At 42.2% G+C, this 20,629-nt stretch carries 12 protein-coding genes and 2 pseudogenes; 10 read left to right on the forward strand and 4 right to left on the reverse strand.

Annotated elements, in window-relative coordinates:
- A partial coding sequence (locus tag HWQ37_RS07920; protein WP_292745605.1) for a BglII/BstYI family type II restriction endonuclease occupies positions 1-416 on the forward strand: 416 nt, incomplete at its 5' end.
- 11 nt (positions 417-427) lie between these two features.
- On the opposite strand, the gene HWQ37_RS07925 is transcribed toward HWQ37_RS07920, so the two are convergent.
- A complete protein-coding gene (locus HWQ37_RS07925; RefSeq protein WP_292745607.1) occupies positions 428-1,537 on the reverse strand; it encodes a DNA-methyltransferase in 1,110 nt (369 codons plus the stop codon).
- A 291-nt stretch (positions 1,538-1,828) separates the two neighbouring features.
- Positions 1,829-2,218, reverse strand: coding sequence for a hypothetical protein (locus tag HWQ37_RS07930; RefSeq protein ID WP_292745609.1), 390 nt, complete (start codon positions 2,216-2,218; stop codon positions 1,829-1,831).
- A 158-nt stretch (positions 2,219-2,376) separates the two neighbouring features.
- Between HWQ37_RS07930 and HWQ37_RS07935 the strand changes: the two genes are divergently transcribed.
- The gene (locus tag HWQ37_RS07935; protein WP_292745611.1) at positions 2,377-3,126 is read left to right on the forward strand and encodes a phosphatase PAP2 family protein; all 750 of its coding nucleotides are present in this window, start codon (positions 2,377-2,379) and stop codon (positions 3,124-3,126) included.
- Between the two features lie 160 nt (positions 3,127-3,286).
- Here the strand turns inward: HWQ37_RS07935 and HWQ37_RS07940 are convergent, their stop codons facing one another.
- The gene (locus HWQ37_RS07940) at positions 3,287-3,664 is read right to left on the reverse strand and encodes a hypothetical protein (protein ID WP_292745613.1); all 378 of its coding nucleotides are present in this window, start codon (positions 3,662-3,664) and stop codon (positions 3,287-3,289) included.
- A 77-nt stretch (positions 3,665-3,741) separates the two neighbouring features.
- Here HWQ37_RS07940 and brxE point away from each other — a divergent pair, with 77 nt between their 5' ends.
- The 5 genes from brxE (at position 3,742) to pglX (ending at position 13,818) form a co-directional block, all read left to right on the forward strand.
- A complete protein-coding gene (gene brxE / locus HWQ37_RS07945; RefSeq protein ID WP_292745615.1) occupies positions 3,742-4,326 on the forward strand; it encodes a BREX-6 system BrxE protein in 585 nt (194 codons plus the stop codon).
- A gap of 59 nt (positions 4,327-4,385) precedes the next feature.
- The gene (locus tag HWQ37_RS07950; RefSeq protein ID WP_292745617.1) at positions 4,386-5,168 is read left to right on the forward strand and encodes a BrxA family protein; all 783 of its coding nucleotides are present in this window, start codon (positions 4,386-4,388) and stop codon (positions 5,166-5,168) included.
- The gene (locus HWQ37_RS07955; RefSeq protein WP_292745619.1) at positions 5,158-5,796 is read left to right on the forward strand and encodes a BREX protein BrxB domain-containing protein; all 639 of its coding nucleotides are present in this window, start codon (positions 5,158-5,160) and stop codon (positions 5,794-5,796) included. The genes HWQ37_RS07950 and HWQ37_RS07955 overlap by 11 nt, the downstream gene beginning before the upstream one ends.
- A 32-nt stretch (positions 5,797-5,828) precedes the next feature.
- Positions 5,829-9,449: a BREX system P-loop protein BrxC gene (brxC, locus tag HWQ37_RS07960; RefSeq protein ID WP_292745621.1), complete on the forward strand. Its 3,621-nt coding sequence runs from the start codon at positions 5,829-5,831 to the stop codon at positions 9,447-9,449.
- Between the two features lie 394 nt (positions 9,450-9,843).
- Positions 9,844-13,818: a BREX-6 system adenine-specific DNA-methyltransferase PglX gene (pglX, locus tag HWQ37_RS07965; RefSeq protein WP_292745623.1), complete on the forward strand. Its 3,975-nt coding sequence runs from the start codon at positions 9,844-9,846 to the stop codon at positions 13,816-13,818.
- A gap of 125 nt (positions 13,819-13,943) precedes the next feature.
- Here the strand turns inward: pglX and HWQ37_RS07970 are convergent.
- Positions 13,944-14,849, reverse strand: a pseudogene (locus HWQ37_RS07970) (DUF4351 domain-containing protein).
- A 289-nt stretch (positions 14,850-15,138) separates the two neighbouring features.
- On the opposite strand from HWQ37_RS07970, the pseudogene HWQ37_RS34590 reads away from it, so the two are divergent.
- From HWQ37_RS34590 to brxD, 3 genes and pseudogenes are all read left to right on the forward strand, one after another.
- Positions 15,139-16,226: pseudogene (locus tag HWQ37_RS34590) on the forward strand (ISAs1 family transposase).
- 173 nt (positions 16,227-16,399) lie between these two features.
- Positions 16,400-19,255 carry a BREX-6 system phosphatase PglZ gene (gene pglZ / locus HWQ37_RS07985; RefSeq protein ID WP_292745629.1) on the forward strand — a complete coding sequence of 952 codons (2,856 nt, stop codon included), beginning with the start codon at positions 16,400-16,402 and terminating at the stop codon, positions 19,253-19,255.
- Positions 19,256-19,270: 15 nt separating this feature from the next.
- Positions 19,271-20,587, forward strand: coding sequence for a BREX system ATP-binding protein BrxD (gene brxD / locus HWQ37_RS07990; RefSeq protein ID WP_292745631.1), 1,317 nt, complete (start codon positions 19,271-19,273; stop codon positions 20,585-20,587).
- Positions 20,588-20,629: the final 42 nt, after the last annotated feature.

Here is a 20,629-nt window from a genome sequence, read left to right on the forward strand (position 1 = left end):
AGGTTGATTTTGCCAAAGCTGGCATTATCATTGAAATTCAGTTTTCTAATTATCCCTTCCTACTCAATAACACTTTGCGTTCAGAATTGTTCTTCAAAGCTAAAACTGAATTTGTTGGATACCCAACTAATCTGGTAATTCTGGTGACAAAGGCTCTGATGTTTCCTGCTTCCAACAGCACTCTTTATTACGAGCAAGCTGTTAATCAGTTAACAGCTTTGACTAAATACCAAGTTTTTGATATACCAATCAGACTGGTTGGATTATTTGAACAACAGAATACAATAGTGCCTATCATCTGGACTGAGTATTCATCTAAAAGATATTCTAGAACTGTGAATATTAGAGTTAGTCGCCAATGCCAAATCATTACTGGACGTTCAGCCCGTAGTCGTTGTCTACTTAACTTATTGTAATAATTAATCTATTAAGTCCATAATCTCAATTCAATTTGTTCAACTTCTTCTACTGGTTTTACTATTTGATTTTCCAAAGATGTCTTTTTCCCATTACCATTAAGCTTTGGATCTACTGGAATTTCTTCACCTCTTAGATTAGCGGCAAAAGCAGATTCTTCATAGATTAATCTGTCTTCCATTTCTTGCAAGTGATACTCTTCTGGATAAATTTTTGCTTTGCTGCGTTCTGAAGCTTTATTTCCTACTTGCACATCAAACTTAAATTTATCAATAGATTGACCCGTTTTTTCAACATAATCGCGCAATGTTTTTAAATTTGGAAAAGAACCATTTATATCTGGATTGCCACTGAGACGACGCAACGCGACTTGATGATATTTTGGCTCAATTTCTGACCCGATAAAATGGCGTTCGCTATCTCTTGCAACCACTGCTGTAGTACCAGATCCCATAAATGGATCTAAAACAATATCATTTTTATTAGTTGTAGCTAAGATAATTCTAGCTACCAAGTCTTCTGGAAATTGGCAGGGATGTATAGTTTGTTCTTCATGGTTGTGTTTAACATTCCGAAATAGCCAAATATCACCAGGATTTTTACCTTCTGGATTGCATGAAAGTTCTCCCTTTCTATTTCCCCGATAATGTTTCTTATTTTGATACTTTTGGGGAACTCTAATAGAATCTAGATTAAATTTATAGTTATCTGATTTAGTAAACCAAAGAATAGTTTCATGTCTACAAGAAAACTTTTTTTGGGCATGAAGACCATGTTGCCTAGCCCATATAATTCGGTTGCGAGGAATTAATCTGCATGACTCTAAAATCGGAAAAAAGCGAATATCCAGAGGAATCAGCATTCCTCGGTCAGAAAAAGCACCAACTTGCCAAAACAGCGAACCTGTATTTTTGAGAATCCGGCTACATTCAAGTAGCACAGATGTTTGTTCTGCCAAATAAATCTCAAGAGCCTGTCTTGATTCGTATTCTTTGCCTAGATTATAAGGTGGAGAGGATATAACTAAGTCAACACATTCATCTGGCAGATTACTCAGAAGTTGTAAGCTATCCTCTAAGAGAATCTGGTCTAAGGGTAGATTCTCTCTATTAGTCTTCATCACGATACCTACCTTGCAAGTAATACTAGGCTTTCATTATCATAACCTATTTTAGGTTATTAGCCAATTATTCAATAGTAAGTACGGTATAATACCATACTTGCTTTAAGCTGTACCTTGCTATTGTTGACAGACTGGAAGGGGATGAAGAGGCGATCGCTTTTTAAATTGGGGACTAGGGAGCAGGGGAGCAAGAATTTTAAATTTTAGATTTTGGATTTTAGATTGAAATTTAATCCAAAATCCTCAATCCAAAATCCAAAATTGAATTGTCCAATCCCCAATTCCAACTCAATTAGCTTTACGTTCTTTCAGGACTTGATCTAGCAAGTTTCTAGCAGGTTGTGCTTTCGCCAACGCTACTTGATGGTCATTATAAGCACGAACAAGGCGAGAAAGACTGCTCACACCTGCCTTGAGTTGCTCAAGTTCTTCACCAGCAACTAGTTCTCCATCAAGCATCCGCCCAATCAATGGTTTGATATCGCCCACTTCCTGACGGACTTTTTGGAGCTTTTCTAGAGAACTCAGTAAGGTTTTTAGTGAGTTCAATATGTCATCAATATCCTGGGCATCCTCCACTGGCTCAGGCGGATTTTCAATTGCGATCGCATCTTCGTCTGAAACTGTAGGCAATTCCTCTACAGACGTTTCACTTGTAACCCCGTTTGACCGTGCCATCAACGTTTCCTCAAGGAATTTTCCTCAGTGTATCGCTGATTTCAAGTTGCCAAAGATAGTATTGTTATAATTCGTTAAATAAATACTTTTGTGAAACATCTCAAGATGCCAGTAATTTTCGATCGGTGAAGTCGTCGCTCGGTTTTTTTAATTTAGATATGGAAAAAGGGAAACAAATCAATCAAGAGAGTCAGTCGCCGCTTGATTTTCTCAAAAACCTGTTGATTGCTCATTGGCGATCGCTCTTACTCCTTTTGATAGGAGTCTATTTACCTTTGCAGGTTTTTGAAATCCTGACAGTGAATATATGGGAGAATCAAGCGGGCTTTCCGTGGGATGTGCCAATTCTATTAGCAGTTCATTCTACAACAAACCCCCAGTTCGATATTTTAGCTGTCACCTTAGCTACGATTGGGTTGCCTTGGACGGCGATGGTAATTTTGGGTGCGATCGCTCTAATTTTACTACTTCAAAAACGCTGGCGATCGCTAGCTTATTTACTCACCGCTTCCGTGGGCAGCATCATCATCAACCGCACAGCAAAGCAATTAATGCATCGAGTGCGTCCAGAATTATGGCAGTCTATTGCACCTGAGTCTAGTTTTGCATTTCCCAGCGCTCATGCCATGACTAGTATAACTCTGGTAGCAATTTTGCTATTCTTAACTTGGGCTAGCTCCTGGCGCTGGTTGGTTCTCATATTCGGCAGCTTATATATCATCGCTATGGCCTGGTGTCGTCTCTATCTGGGAGTTCATTTTCCGAGTGACATTCTCGCAGGTTGGATGGTTGCATTAGGTTGGACAATTGGTGTCAGTCTAATTATCAAACCGTATACAACTAAAGCCCAATCCATAGATGGCGATCGCCCTGAAGATGAAACTACCTTACTCCCCAAAGAGTTATAAGTGCTAATGCCAGTTTCGGTATGGAAAACACCGTTAACTAGATCCAAGTCTTGGCAAGCGATCGCATAACGCCAAACACCGTTGCGATCGGGTGGCGATCGCAACGGTGTTTGATGGCTCTGCCCCAGTCTTAGGTTTGAAACCACAAGTCCTTAATGATTCAACTTTTCGTGCAAGTTTGCCGCATCAAGATACGGTTGTTTTTATACACCTCTAAAGTTCCAGACTGCGGGTTATCCAACGTGCCATCCCACACCCAATATTGATAATTTCTATTCCGAAATTTATACACTCGAACACCTTCTGTCACTTGCTTAGTTCCCTTGCCTAAACTTAAATGACCGTTGGGGTTAGTCGCACGATAGAGCAGTTCACCGGAAGTATGATTCTGCCAAATATTGATGTTGTAACCACCTTGGCATTTCGTACTCAGGATGATATCAGCAGTAGAATCAGCAGAAGCAGGTAGGGAAAAATTAGTTAATACAGTGATTGGTAGAGCAAGGAGTAACGCAGATTTTCTCAGTAGTGTTTTCATGAGTGTTGCAAAATTAATTTTTTATTAACATATAGCATAAAATTTTGGGGTGACATACCCAAATTAACGATCGCTCCATGCCTACTGTTACAGTTACCAAAGATACACTAGATCAAGTCCTGGCACTGCAAATCATGGTTGCCTGGGCTGGTGAAGGAATTTGTGAGCCTAAGCGTTTAGACTGGTGGCGCACTGATTTAATTGATGAATACGGTGGTGGTGATTTATTTGGGCGGCTTTTTCCCAAGACGCATCAATGGTCATCTTTAGAGGCGGTGCGTTTAGCAGCAATTCAAGTAGATAAGCGCAAGCGTCAAGAAATGGCTGAACCAGATGCAGTGCGATCGCTTTTTTTCTGGGGGTTTACTATAGATGAACAGTTGGCAGAACGTTTAGCTGTTCACAAACGGGGTGATAAACAACCTTTAGAAGCCTTGCGTTACTTACCATTGGATATCACCAAACCATTTTCTAAAGCAGAGTTTGAGGAAGCGATTCGGCTTCCTAATCAAACAGTAGATTTTACAGTAGTCCCGAATGGACGGGAAATAGTTGGGGAAATGCTCGAAGCGTTGGAAGAGCAAGCCAAAAAACTAGCTGCGGCTCTGTTACCTTTGACTGATAGTTATACTTTGCCATTTTATCGGTTGCAAAAGCACTAAATCCTGTAGCTAGAAAAATAACTTACTCCCCAGTTGCTAACCAAGAATTGGCTAAATCTATGTTGCACGACAAAGAGTCCCATCAATTCCATACTCGTTTGCTGCGGACATCCTTAGCTTTGGAAGAAAGTCGAGCTTATTGGGAACACTTCAGAATAGATATACCGAAGGATAAGTTGGCAGTGGTAGCTTTTGAGGAACGTTGGTTTGGTAGTAAAAGCATGGCTAGGGTTCGCAGTTTGTTGGTGGAATTCAGCCACCGCTTTGCAGCTTATCCCATTACCTTAGATATTTTGAGACAATGGCAACCTAGTAACCCCACCACTCGCCAAAATATCTGCCATTGGCATTTGCAGCTGACTGACCCGATGTATCGCAATTTTACTGGTGTATTTTTAGAACAGCGTCGTCAGCAGCTAAACCCCAGCATTGATAGGGATATAGTAGCGCGATGGGTGACTCAGCAACTTGAGAGTGAATGGTCAGCTGCAACAACTTTAAGAATGGCAACTGGTTTAATTGCAGCCAGTGCCGATGCAGGACTATGTTCGGAAAATTCCGGGAAGCGTCAACTGAAATACCCCAAAGTTACAGATGAAGCTCTAGCATATTGGCTTTATTTTTTACATCATCTTTCTTTTACAGGCACTCTGATTAATAACCCTTACTTCCACTCTGTTGGTTTCAATGAAAGTTTCTTAGAACAGCGTTTACGTAACTTGCCAGGAATTTCCTTTAACCGGATGGGTGAACTTTACGATTTTGGTTGGCAATATGCTGATTTAAAGGCTTGGACAAAGGAATTTTTGGGGTTGAAATGGGAGTCAGAGCATGACGGGTAATATATTTGAAAATGCTTCCTTGGATAATGCGATCGCATCACTCAAAAATGATCTTCTTGATGCCACAGGCCCCAAGATAAGTACCATGCGGAATTACCGCTTTGCTATTTTACACTACGACCCCCGCCAAGAATTTAAACTGCGCGATCGCATCCGGCGGTTAACAGATGACCTCAAAAGCCAGGGTTGGAATGTGCTGTTAATTTCCCTTCATTGCTTATTGTTAGACAGGCTCAAGCGAGAAGAACCAAGGATTTTAGATAGTCTGATTCGTACTGAAGGGCGTTTGTATAAGAAAGATCCAGACCGCGCACTTAATCATTTAAGGGATAAAATAGCACTAGATATCGAAGGAACTGACGGTATTGCTCAGGATGTGATTACACTCATTAATGAGTTTACAAATCAATATCCAGACCAAGCTGACCGCACTTTAATTTTTTTGGGACGTGCCGGTTCTCTGTATCCTTTTTTTCGTTCATCGGCGCTACTGAAGCACATCGACGGCAAAACCAAAAACCTACCTGTAGTTCTCCTGTATCCGGGGGAGCGACGGGATTTAAATGCCCTGTCTTTTATGGGAGAACTCCCATCAGACCGGGACTATCGACCGAGGATTTACTCATGATTAATTACTGCAACTGTTAGAGGAAATTTGGCATGACAATTAAGGATATCTTTGCTGCTGACGTTGCTCGTAATATTGCGCCAGTTGTCTATTTTCATGAGCAAGACCCGGCTAAAGTTTTAGAAGAAGTTTCGGAATACATTATTACAGGTGGTTATCCTGAAAATGACCCCCGCCATAAGCGTGTACAGTCGGGGATTCATGAGCAATTTGTTAAACTCCTTAAAGGCATAGCAGAAGAATTACAAAAACGGGGTGGTGTAGAGTTACCAGCTTCATGGATATCAGGTTTTTACGGTTCTGGTAAATCTAGTTTTGCTAAACTTTTAGGTCTGGCTTTAGATGGTATTGTATTGCCTAATGGCCACACTTTAGCAGATACCCTCTTAGAACGGGATGATTCCCCTAAAAGTCAAGAGTTCCGTGATGCGTGGCATGAATTACGCAATCAACTTGACCCTATTGCTGTAGTTTTTGATATTGGGGCAGTAGCACGAGATGATGAGGATATTCACTCAGCAGTTAAACGCGAAATTCAATCACGTTTGGGCTATTGTACCATCAGTCATTATGTTGCTGACCACGAACTGAAATTAGAATTAGACCGCAAATGGGATGAATTTCTCAGTTGTGCAGAACAGACTTTAGGCGAACCTTGGCTAACAGCAAAACATGACCAATTAGCAGAAGAAGCCTTTTCTGAGGTGATGCACGCTATGAACCCCAATCGCTACATTGAACCCATGAGTTGGCTTGATAGTCGTGCTGGCGCTCAAACAGGAATTGGGACATCTGTAGACGAAACAACCACAGCAATTATTAATATGCTGAAGTTTCGTGCGCCTAATAAAAACTTGTTTGTGGTGGTAGATGAAGTTAGCCAATATATCTACCAAAACACTAACCGGATGCTGAAATTGCAATCCTTTGTGTCTGCATTGGGACAAAAACTGAAAGGGCGGGTGTGGTTGCTGGCTACTGGTCAACAAAAGTTAGAAGATTCCGACGACGAAAGTAATATTGGTAAACTTAAAGACCGCTTTCCGCCAAAGTTGCGGGTTCACCTTGCACCTACTAATATTCGGGATGTAGTTCACAAACGCTTACTAAAAAAAGCCCCTAACAAGGAACCAGAAATAAGAGCTTTATTTCAGCAACACCGTAGCGATTTGAAACTCTACGGTTATAAATGTGATTCCATGACTGAGGAAGATTTTTTGGAAGTTTATCCTATGCTTCCCGGTTATGTCGATTTGCTAATGCAGATTACCTCTAACCTCCGCACTCGTTCCAGCCGCGCTAAGGGTGACGACTATGCTATTCGCGGACTATTGCAACTGTTGGGGGAATTGTTTCGAGAACAGAAATTAGGAGATAAGCCTATAGGTGCATTGGTGACTTTGGAGAATATCTATGAAGTGCAACAATCAGCTTTAGATGCTGATGTACAAAATACTTTGGCACGATTATTCAGCGATGAACAAGTAATTAATGATGAAATGGCGGTAAAAGTAGCTAAAGTTGTGGCACTTTTAGAGTTAATTCAAGAACAGGAACCCACCACCGCTAATTTAGTTAGTCAGTGCCTTTATTCTGAGTTAGGTATGGGTAATCCAGAACCGGCTGTGACTTTAGCATTAGAAAAATTACGGGGGTTAGGATTGCTTTCTTATTCTGATAAACTCGGCTATAAAATTCAAAGTTCGGCTGGGCAAGAATGGCAACGAGAACGGGAGCAATATAGTGTAATTTCTGATGCTATTAGTATTATTGTTGCTGAAAAGTTGAAAAGTCTTTTAGGTAGTGTTACACGTCCACAATATAAGAATAAAAACTTTTATTGGGCAGCTTTTTATAGTGATGGTAGACAACGCCAAGACGAACGTTTACAGTCTACTAATGATGTAGCAGTAATGACAGTGGATTTTCGCTATTTGACCAATAACGAAGACCGCAACCCCAATACATGGATACCTTTAAGTAGTAGCCCTAATTTGCAGAATCGCCTAATTTGGCTAGTAGGAACAGCAGGTGATTTAGCTAGCTTAGTGAAAGAATTGGCGAAATCACGGCATATTATTCAGAAATACGAAGGTCGTCACCAGACGATATCTAAAGATAAACAGCGTTTGTGGTTTGAAGAACAAGGACGCTGTGACAGCTTAGAAAAAGATGTACAAAATGCGATCGCCCAAGTTTTCACTGAAGGTCAAATTTTCTTCCGGGGGCGACAAATCGATAAACCCCAGTACGGTACAACTTTCAACACTATTTTAGAACGGGTAGGTGAAAGCATTCTCCCTGAACTATACAGCCATTATATTGATGTGGCGGTAACACCGGAGGAGTTGAAACAACTCTTAGAACTCAATCTATCTGGCCCTTCCCATAAATTTATGAAAACAGGTTTGGGTATTCTCGAACTAGATGCGGGTAAATATTCGCCCACCTGTAGCGGCGAAGTTCCCACCCGCATCGCCCAACACATCCAAGACCAAAACGGGGTGGGTGGTAATATTTTACTCAACTACTTTGGTGGCCCTCCCTATGGCTACCCAGCTGATGTGGTGAAAGCTTGTCTAGTGGGTTTGCTGCGTGGGGGTAAGGTGAGAATTCGTCCCCAAGCTGGGCCAGAAATTACCTCAGTGCGTGACCCTGGTGCTAGAGATATCTTTGAAAAAGACCGGGAAATCAAACGTGCGGATATTCTCCCACCCAACGAAACCAGTATTACCCCCCGCGATCGCATTGCTATCTGCAAATTCTTTAAAGACTCCCTTGATGTCGATTTAGACCGTGAAAATGATGCGATCGCAGATGCTTCTTTTCAACAATTCCCCGGTTTGGTAAAGCGGTTACAAGACATCGAAAAGCGGTACAATAAACTACCATCACGCCCAGACTTACCAGTAGTATTACAGAAGTTACGGGAAGCCTTAGAAAAATGTACCACCTCCCGCCAAGTCGAAAACACAGTCATTGCAGTTAAGAAATATCTAGATGCGCTGCGGGATGGGATTCAGCAACTTGGTATCGTGGAAACAGATTTAACTGATACGGTGGTAGCAGCAGTTACTAGAGCAGTTGAGATCCAAGAACACCAAGTCAAGCAACTCCGAGACATAGAAAGTTTAGCAGATATTAGTGGTGCGATCGCAGCCTTAGAAACACAACTCCAAAGCGATCGCCCTTGGCGAGAGATTAACAGTTTAGAGCCATCCTTGCAAGCGATCGAGCAACATTATAAAGCTGTGCGCTTGCAACTCATCGAACGCCAAGAACGGCAAACCGAAGAAATCCGCGATCGCATTAAACAGCGTCCCAGTTTTAATAGACTCAACGAAAAACAGTCAGAATATGTATTTCGCCCACTGCAACAAGCAGCCTTTGATACAACTAAAGATGTTCTCTACCCCACCTTAGTGCAACTGCGAGACTCCGCCGTTATTCAAATTCAAAAAGCCGAAGATACAGCCAATACTAATCTAGACGATTTATTATCTAAAGTTACTGAGCAGCAAGTAATCCAGCTAAACTTAGAACTCAGTGGTCGGGAAGTCAGCACCCCAGAAGAGGTAGAAGCATTGCTAAATCATCTCCGAGAGCGTTTATTAACAAAACTGAAAAATAATACCCGTATTCGCCTAATTTAACCGCCAAAACCTAACCCCCAACCCCTTCCCTACTAGCGTTGGGGAGCAAGAATCAAAGCCTCTCTCCTTGGAGGCTACGGTGTACACACACCGGTTTTTACCCCCCTTAATCCCCCCTTTATTGGGGGGAAACCGGAAAATCGAGTTCCCTCCCCTTGTCAAGGCTACCGCGTACACACAAATCGGAGTTACTTTGAGATCCGGGTTTTACCCCCTTTATTGGGGGGAAACCGGAAAATCGAGTTCCCTCCCCTTTCCAAGGGGAGGGTTAGGGTGGGGTAATTCGAGGACTAGTAATGATTCGATAACTTGTGTGTACACTGTAGCCTTACAGAGAAGAGGTTTGGAGAGAGGTTTCCCAATTCCCAATTCCCAATTCCCCATTCCCCATATCATGCACCTCACCCCAGAAGCCAAAACCCAGCTATCAAACACCATCCGCACACTGCGAGAACGCCTACTCACCGATTTACACAACGCCGTAGACAGCGCCTATCGCCTGTCTATCTCTGCGACACAGGCGGGACTTCCAGAAGAAGAACACCAAAAGCGGAAGCGTTTAGAAGAATGGCTGAAAGAACAAGCCCGTAGCGAGGCTAAGGGGAACAAAGAGACAGAAAAACAACGCCAAGAACGCTATTTACACACAGCCGTCAAATTAGCCGCCGCCACATTACTCAATCGGCTGATAGTCATCAAACAAATGGAAGCCCAAGGACTAATTAAACCGGCGGTAGTTACTGGAGGTTGGCAAAGTCCAGCTTATCGGGAATTTCGGGATTTTGCGCCGGAATTACTCAAAGATGAAACTGAGGGTTACGGAACACTGTTAAAACTCCTATTTGACGAACTCGCCCAAGATTTACCAGGGTTATTTGGCAATGTGGGAGTTACAGCTTTATTCCCCATTCCTGCTAGTACCTTACGTGCAATCATTGAAGCTTTAGACAACCCAGGCTTAAAAGATGCTTGGTTGGATGATACTACATTGGGCTGGGTTTACCAATATTGGAATGACCCAGAACGGGAAGCATTAGACGCAAAACTCAACGGTGGCGGAAAAGTTGAACCCCACGAAATCGCCAGCAAAACCCAAATGTTCACCGAACGCTACATGGTGGAATGGTTGTTACACAACAGTTTAGGGCAAATTTGGCTCGCAATTTGTCAACACCAAGGATGGACACCCGCAGTAGAAGCAGATGGAACATTGCAACGTTTAGAAGCAAGGCGCGAGGAGTGGCGGGAAAAACGGGAACGGGGGGAAGTAGCGTTAGATGCGCTGATGACGATAGAAACACCAGCAGAGGAACGGTGGAAATATTGGGTTTCTCAACCTTTAACTGATGCGGCTGTAACTCATGCAGCTAACAGCATCCGCGAGGTGAGAATACTTGACCCTGCTTGTGGTTCTGGGCATTTTTTAGTGATAGCTTTTGGGTTATTATTTGCGCTTTACCAAGAAGAAGCCCAGCATCGGGGGGAAAGTTGGAGTGATAGAGAAATTGTTGAATCAATTTTAGAGAATAATTTATATGGTATTGATATTGATGCCAGGGCGGTACAAATTGCGGCGGCGGCGTTGGTATTAAAAGCGCGGTTGCTGTCAAAGCAGGTGGAAGTTAAGCGGTTAAATTTGGTAGCGTCAAATTTGCAATTGTCTGCACTGGCGGAAGATGACCCCGCACGGGTGGAACTGCGCGAAGAGGTAAAATTAGCAACGGGGATTCCTGAGCAGTTGACTGATAAAATTGTGGAAGCGTTGAAAGGTGCAGACTATTTGGGTAGTTTGTTAAAGGTTGACGCGGAAGTTGATCAGGCGATTAATCAGTATGAACAAGAAATTTCTATTCCTTTGCAGTTAGATATTTTTCAAAGTGGGGTAGCAGAAAAACCCGCTTTTGATTCTGTGGAAGCGAAGAAATCTTTACTAGAAAAATTAGAAAGTTTTTTAAACCGTTGCACCAGTGGCGATGATTTGGGTTTGCGCTTGCGGGGTGAACAATTAGCGGCGGGTGTGCGGTTTATTCGCATTGTGCAAGAAAATTTTTATCATTTAGTAATTGGTAATCCACCCTATCAAGGGACGAGTAAGATGGTGGATGCTAAATATGTGGCGAAGGAATACTCTAAGGGAAAAGAAAATTTATATGCAGCATTCTTAGAACGGAGTTTACAGCTAGCAAATAATGGTGGTTTTTCTGCGTTAGTAGTAATGCGAAATTGGATGTTTATTCAACAATTTAGCAAACTTAGAGAATGGTTACTTGATAATTATGATTTACGAATGATAGGGGACTTAAATACAGCTGCTTTTGAAGATGTGCAAAACTCCGAAGTTCTTGCTGTCATGATGAGTATATTTATAAAATCATCACCAAGCGGAGAAACCAGTATAGCAATGCAGTCAACTCCGTTAGATGAAAATGTTTATGACAGAAAGCGAACAAAACGGAAACAAGCGGCTCTTTTGTCCCAAGTCTGGCGGTATGAATTTTGGAGCGATCGCTTTAATCTTATCAAAGAAAAGCCTCTCATTTATTGGTGGGATGATGATTTTCTCAGACACTATGCTGAAACACCAAAACTAGGTGATGAAACTGATGTTAGAGTAGGATTGCAAACAGCTAACAATACTCGCTTTTTACGTCAACATTGGGAAATAAATATTGATGAATTATTCATTATTCCCGTTCATGAGCCTCTTTTTGTCTTACCTATAAATAAATGGGTTCCTTATATTAAAGGTGCTGAAGGTAAAGCTTGGTTTGAACCACTTACAGATATTTTACTTGGGAAAATTAATGCACTTGAGGTTAAACTCTTTGAGAGAGATGGTAAGCAAGCCTCAAGACCACAGAATGAAAATTTTTATTTTTGTCACGGTATTGCTTTTCCTTCTATTGGTAGTAAATTTACTGCACGTAGTTACCGATTCAGAAGTGTATTTGGAAATGCTGGCTTATCAGTTTTTCCAAAAAATATAGCTAATGCGGCTTGTCTTATGAACAGCCGAATAGCACAGGAGATTATTGCATCACTTAATCCTACAGTTAATTTTTTAGTTGGAGATGTAAAACGTCTCCCTCTCTTCCCCATAGAATCAGCAGACGAAATATTCACCAAACTAGAAGAAGCCTTCACCGAACACGAAGCCGCCCGCGAAACATCAGTAGAATTCCGACAACCCGCCCCCTCAGCCTGGAACTACACCCAAACCTGGGCGCAAACCGCCGTAGACAGAGAACCCGGTACACCCTTACCACCCTATCAACCAACCTACGAACAACCGCCAGCCACAAACTATATATCCTACGCCCTTGGTATCGCCCTCGGTCGCTTCCATAAAAATGGCGCAGGTATCATTACGGGAGATAAAGGAGATGAGGGGGTTTTACCTCATGGCATTTTATATCTTTCCGCCTACGACGACAACGACAGCTTACAACATCCCGCCTGCGAAATTCTCCAGCAAACTTGGAAAGATTATAGTACAGCCGTAGCCAAAGGTAAAACTTTGCGTGAATGGCTGCGACAATCATTTTTCAAAGATATTCACTTAGGAATGTACGAAAATCGCCCGATATACTTTCCCCTTTCATCCGCCAAAAAGAACTTCGTCGCCTACATCAGCATTCACCGTTGGACAGAAAACACCTTACAAACCCTATTAGCAGATTACCTCATCCCCGAACTCAGCCAAATCGAAGGCGAACTCAACGACTTAATCGAGTCCCGCAACCAAGGCGATAAAAAAACCCAAGCCAAAGCCGAAGAACGTTACAACAAACTCCAACAACAGCAAACCGAACTCAAAACCTTCATCGACAACGTGAGACAATGCGCCGAACAAGGGCCACCCCCCGCCAACGCCAAAGACACACCCCGCCAAGCCAACGCCCGTTTTCACCTCGATTTAGATGATGGCGTAATGATTAACATCGCCGCCTTATGGCCATTACTAGAACCCCAATGGACACAACCCAAAAAATGGTGGTCAGAACTCAGCAACGCCCAAGGTAAAAAAGACTACGACTGGTCACACTTAGCCGCCCGATACTTTCCCCAACGGGTAGACGAAAAATGTCAACAAGACCCATCCCTAGCAGTCGCCCACGGCTGCTTCTGGAAATACCACCCCGCCAAAGCCTACGAATGGGAACTCAGGCTACAAGACGAAATCGCCCCCGACTTCACCATAGATGAAATTGACTCCGACCCATTGCGACAAGAATTTATCGATAACAATCCCGAACTTGTAGCAGAATTGACAGAAAAAGAAGAAAAACGCCGCGATCGCAAACGCAAAAAACAAGACCCAGAAGAAGACTGGACTATTCCCCCAGCCCCAGACTACGAAGAAGATTGAAAATATTGATAATGTTATAGGAGCTATAGCAATTTTCACAAATCAAATAGGATTCCTATATTTGTGCGATCGCTAACCAATGTAGTATTTTTTAACTACGGCGACCAATTGCACGTCCCCATTCCTTATTTCCCAGCCGATAACCAAGCTTCTAAATCAGCAATTGCTGTAAAATCTAACAGAGCCTCTGCTAACGACTCCAATTGTTCAACAGATAATCCTTGAATTCGCTCTATTAATGCCGAATCAATTTCACCAAATCGGCGATTAAGTTGACGCAGGACTAGCCGTTGTTCTCCTTGTTGTAATCCTCGTTGTAGTCCTTCCTCTATAGCTCGTGCTTTATCTTCCTGGTAAAGTGGTGCTAATCGCATAATTAACTCCCTATCTTCTGCTTCTGGATTTTGATTTATTCTTAAATTCTGCTGGAGGCTGTATAGTAATTCTAGCGTCACTTCCCGAAAAGGATGATTCCCTGGTAGTGCTGCCAATTCATCAATTGCCTGTTTCTGTACCGTTCCCCGTCCTAGAATTCTTAACCATAGAGTTTCTTGAGTACGCGGTAACTGATGAATAACAACGATCGCTGTTCTTAAATATTCTCCTAGATAATATACCCCAGGTAAAGAATCAACCCCTAGAGTAGTATTAAAACCTGATAATAATGGGGTTGATGCTGTCGGTGTCAAAATCCATAATTTCGGAATATCTTGTTCTGAAAGATTCGATTTATTGCGCTTTGCTTCTCGTTGTAATGTACCCTTAACTTCCAATAATTTCAATAGACAATCACAAATTTAATCTTTAGAAGCTGGGTTACGAAATGGCTCAAAGATAGCAGGTGTAACTGCAAACTTACCCAACAAGCCTAAGATTTCTAAATTAGCTGCTTGTGCGGCAAAAGGAGAGAATAAAATATCGATTTCTCGAACCTCACCCGCCACCCGACTGGGTGCTTGCACTTCTCCATAATTTTTGAGTAACTCTTCAATATAGTCTTTAGAAAATTGGTCATGAATAAATCGAGTCATTCTTGATTGATGGAGAAAATGATTATTTAAGCCTCATAATATTTTACCTTGTTATGATACCTAGTAATTCTGATTAATCTGCTTTTTTTTGATATAATTTATTGACAAAATAACAAATTATACAATGTCCTAGAAGTAGTATATCTCCACGCTTTATACCAATTTTTTATGAAGCTGCATAGAATTCGATCCCCCCTAGCCCCCCTTAACAAAGCAGGGTGGTTTCATACAAAGAAAGAAAAATAATAATGATTTGTAGAGGGTGGAGAAAAATTCATAGATAAAAAGTATGAATCTCATCGAACAATTGCAGCAAATCCCAGACTATCGGCACATTCGGGGACGAAGACATGAATTCTGGTTGGTATTATTGCTGATCTTATTGGGAGCAATGACTGGGTATTGGGGCTACCGACCATTGGAAGATTTTACCAGAGTACACAGACAAAGCTTGATTGAACTGTTAAATCTAGATGAGACAATCAAGTTTCCATCCTACTCAACGTTCCGACGAGTACTGAAAACATTAGATTTTCAGCCATTCACCGACTTATTCAATAATTGGGCATCAGTTTTTGTGCCACCGATGCCAGGAGAAAGATTGGCAATTGATGGTAAAGGTATTCGCTGCACAGTAACAGATTACAGTCAGTCCTACCAAAACTTTATCAGTACAGTATCAGTTTATAGTCATCAGCGAGGCATTGTACTCAGGATGCAACCAATGTCGAACAAAAAAATTAGTGAGATGGCGATCGCACAGCAATTAATATCCGAATTTTGTGGTCAACAAGTGATGTTCACTCTTGATGCTTTGCATTGCCAAAAAAAACAGTATCACTGATTGTTAATGGTGGTAATGACTACATGATTGGATTAAAAGAAAATCAACCGACGCTCTACAAAATGGCTCAAACTCAGTCACAGAAACAGGAACCTTTGAGCAGTACTACAACAGAAGATGATACTCACGATCGCTCGGTCAAGCGTTGTTGTCAGGTATTTTTAGCTCCAGAAAAATTACAAAGTCAATGGGCTGGACTTAAAACCTTTGTCCAAGTTGAACGCTCTGGTATTCGCGATGGTCAATCATTTCAAGAGCGTCAGTTCTATATTTGTAGTCAGATCATGTCGGCTGAAGATGCTCTAACCGACACTCAGAAACATTGGGGAATTGAAAACCGACTCCATTGGGTTCGCGATGTGACCTTTTCGGAAGACTTTCCACTACGACGAGGTGGTAATGCACCAGTTAACTGGGCAATCTTACATAATTTTTTCATCACTCTTGCCCGCAAACTCGGTTTTCGCACTATCCCTCAAGCTCAACGTGCTTTAGCCAATAAAATCCAAAAGGTTTTTTCTTTCTTTGTATGAAACCACCCTGCTAGCCCCCCTTAACAAAGGGGGAACCGGAAAAACATCTATCAAAGTCCCCCTTTTTAAGGGGGATTTAGGGGGATCAAGATATGTGCAACTTCACATTAAATTGGTATTAGAGAAACTATATCTTTTGATATTTAACACTTAAAAAGTATTTCCCAATTCCCATGTCCATCATTACCACCTATTTAGAAGACGAAATAAAACAGAAATTACGGGAACAAGGTATAGTCATTTGGCTAGATAAAGACGCACATTATAACAGTTATGTTGATAAACTGATAACCCGCCATCGCCAAGGTGAATTTTTTGCCCCAGTCGTCGCCTTTCGCGGTAGTTATCTAGAAATGTTATTCGCCCTAGAATCTTATGGTAATGGACTCGTCCCCGAACCATTGCTAATTCATCTGCCCGGACATACAGAAGATACCATCCGCAAAACTCCAATTTTAGAACTTTACCGGGCTGGTTATCGTTTTCGCAAAGCTTTAGATACCCTTATCCGCGAAGCCTCCACAGGTCAAGTTACTCCCACAGAATTAGAAAACTACCTTTCTCAAAGCGTTACCGACCTCACCGCCGCCGAAACTTGGTTAGAAAATACCCTCTCGCAACCCCAAGACAGCCTTGCTAAATATTTAGATAATTTCAGCCTTGAGTGGATTTTGGAAGGTTTGCTGGATTTAGACAGCATCATAGATGAAGCTAAAAAGTTACGGGCTAAATTCCCAGATACCCACAGCCTCGACACCCTTACCCAACATATTTACCGTCACACAGGAATGGATGAGACGTTTTTACAGTTCTACAGCAACCAAGAAACCCTCTCCTTTTCCAGACTAGGTGAAGCCTTCGCCGCGTGGCTGATGTGCGTTGAATATGTCCAAGACCTCAACCGTTCACCCCATCTTCCCCAACTCCAACCCCTCAACCAACTTTCTCCACCCCTACGGAAAAACTGTAAACAACTAATAGAATATCTTCGCCAGCGCCATCCCGACACCTACGCCACCAAAGCGGTAATTGTAGAGTCTCACCTAGAACCAGAACTACAAAAACTTACCCCAGAAGAATTAAGCAAAATTAAGACTTTCCAATGGGGAGAAAACGCAATTTTAGCCGCAGCCGTCCAAGCACTATTAACGGCGGAATTTAGCAAAGTTTTAGGCTGGTCACAACCGCGCACAGAATCACCTGCATTTTGGTTAGAACGCGATCGCACTCATAAAATAGAATGGACACTCATCCAATCAGCTGCGACTTTCGGCGATAAAATTCAAAACTCAGGACGCATCAAAACCTTAGATAATTTAAGAGCAGCCCTAGAATACTATACCCAATCTGGTTATCAAGTGGATCGAGCGCATCGCCGTTTTGAGCAGCAATGTTTTAACCTGTTAGAGTCTAAATTACCCCACTTTGCCCAACTCCTCGAAGCCACCGAAAAACTCCGCCGCCAATACCGAATTTGGGCAGATACCTTAGCGCAAGACTTCACCGCCATCTGCCAAAAAGACAGCTTTTTACCAGAAGACGACCTCCAACAGCGAACTCTCTACGACCAAGTTATCCACCCTCTCACCCAAAACAATCATAAAAAAGTTGCCTACTTCTTAATTGATGCCTTCCGCTACGAAATGGCTACAGACTTATTAAGTGAATTCACTGAATCTGGTACTATAGTTTCCCTCAAAGCGAGGTATGCAGAATTACCCAGCATCACCGCCGTAGGAATGAACGCCTTAGCCCCTGTTAGCCAAGGAGGAAAGCTACTCTTAGCTGGTGATAATGGCTTTAAGGGTTTTAAAACAGGTGAGTATACAGTCCGTAGTCCCCAAGAAAGGGTCAGGGCGATGAAAGATAAAAGTATCTCTCATCATGGTAAGGGTAACAAAGACATTGCCAGCTTTAACTTAACTGAAGTTCGTAATAATACAATATCTAAGCTGAAAAAAAGCTGTGCTGATGTCCGTTTGATTGTCATTCACAGCCGAGAAATTGACGATGCAGGGGAAGCTAACCTGGGTTTAGCCACCTTTGAAAGTTGGCTTCAGCAAATTAAAGCCGCCTGGAATCACTTAAAAAACATCGGTGTGAATGAATTTGTCTTAACTGCGGATCACGGTTTTTTACTGCAAGATCACACCACTCAAGAAATAAAATATGGTAATAAAAAAGACCCATACCGCCGCCATATCATAGATTTAGAACCGCGCTCTGAGCAAGGGTGCGTTACAGTTTCTCTGAGTTCTCTAAAATATGAAGGGCAAAATAAATACTTAATTTTTAGTAAAGATACATCTGTATTTGCCACAGGTAATCCCGGCGCTACCTTTGTACACGGTGGTAACAGCTTGCAAGAGCGCGTCATTCCTGTACTCACAGTATCTCACCGTTATAATTCCCATTTGGGAATGGTGAAACACTTAATTGAAGCCCAAGCAGATAATAACAAAATTCGCTTAAGAGTTAAGCCAGCCCCCTTACCTCAAAGCGTGCTAAATTTTGCCGAAGCCAAGACAATTAATTTAGCTTTCCATGTTCCTAACCGTCAGGATATCCAGATCACAATTAAAGATGTTATCGGTGCAGGAATAAATAACCAACAACTGCAAATTCCCGTTACAGATGAATGGGTAGAAGTGCTATTTGACCTAAGAGGACAACGTGATGAGCGAGTCCGTATTGAGATTTTTCACCCTGACGGTATTGAAGATATAGAAGCGACTATTCCCCAAGAATATTTTGACGTTTCTGGTTCCCTAAAAACCGAAATTCCTACCACACAAACACCAAGCAGCAATGATTGGCAAGATAGTTTTGAGGATAAAACAGTAGCCCAAGTATTCCTTCATCTCCAAAAGCATAACTCTATTACTGAAATAGAACTCACTCAAATTCTCGGTAACGCCAGAAAAGCCAGGCGCTTTGCCTTGGAGTTTGAGGAATACTTGAAGAAAGTTCCCTTCTCAGTCAGGATTGAAACGACAAGTAACGGTAAGCGTTACGTCAAGCAAAACTAAAATTAAAAATCAACTATGGCAATCAGTGAACGAGATATTGAGCATATCTTTGAACGCCTGCGTTCTGGAGTTGTTCCAGAAAGAGGTTTAGAAGCTTTTGCAGTCGGTATTGACAAACAACGTACAGAAATCCATCGCCAACTCAAACTAGCAGCTGATGGGGAAGGTGTATTTAAATTTCTTCGTGGTGGCTATGGCTGTGGTAAAACATTTATGTCATGTTTGGCAATTCTGGATGCCCAAGCCCAAGGTTTTGCTACTAGCTTTGTAGTGGTTTCTGACAACGATTTACACTTTTACAAATTTGATGATGTTTATCGTAAAGTCGTACAAGAATTGGGAACTAGTTCCTGTCCTAGAGGTGCTTTAAGCGACATTATTGACCGTTGGATTGCCCGTGTAGAAGATGCCCTAATTGCTGGGGGTGCTGACGAAAACAGTGATCAGTTTGATACTCTAGTGCAGCAACGTATGGAAGAAGAACTCGCCTCCTTAACTGGTGGTAAAGCCCCAGAAGATATGGCTAGAGTATTGCGGACTATTTTTATACTTAAACAAAAAGGTGAAATTGCGGAAGCTAGTGCTTTACTTTCTTGGCTCTCTGGTAGTGAAAATGTAGCAGCCAGCGCCAAAAAAATTGCCGGAATTAAAGGAGATATTGTCAGCCGGGATGCTCTCGATTACCTACAGGGGATTTTAGAGATTGTCAAAGCCGCAGGCTATAAGGGACTAGTAATTGTCATTGATGAAGTAGAAACAATTTTGCGAATGCGTCACGATAGCCGAGGTAAGTCCTTAAATGGAATTCGTCAAATTTGTGATGCGGCAGACCGCTACAAAGGCTTACTATGGATTTTTACAGGGACACCCGAATTTTATGATACCAAACGTGGTGTAGGAGGTTTGGAACCTTTGAGCGATCGCATTCAATTTTTAGCTCCTGGTGGTTTTGCCAACCCCCGCCAACCCCAATTGGATCTCAAACCTTTTGATGCTAAACGGCTTAAAGAAGTAGCCTTAAAATTGCGGGAAATTTATCCCACTGTAAATAAAACAGTCCTAACTACCAAAGTCACCCCTGATTTTATTGAACGACTGGTTGCCAAAGTGACGGCTGGGTTTAAAGGCGATGTTGGAGTAGTTCCCCGCCAGTTCTTACGCCAATTTGTCAACGTGTTAGACTTGGCGGCTAATGATGAGGAATTTGACCCCATGATCGCCGAGGGGTTTGAAGCTACTAATTTAACTGAAGTCGAAATCCGCATTCAGGAAGGTCGTCCCCTTTTCGATGCTGAACCAGAGGATATTCAAGGCTACGCTGTGGAATTTTAATCAGGTGGAGAATTGGGAATTGAAAGATTCTAATTTGAAATT

Source organism: Nostoc sp. NMS4 (assembly GCF_017115095.1).
Classification (GTDB): Bacteria; Cyanobacteriota; Cyanobacteriia; order Cyanobacteriales; family Nostocaceae; genus Nostoc.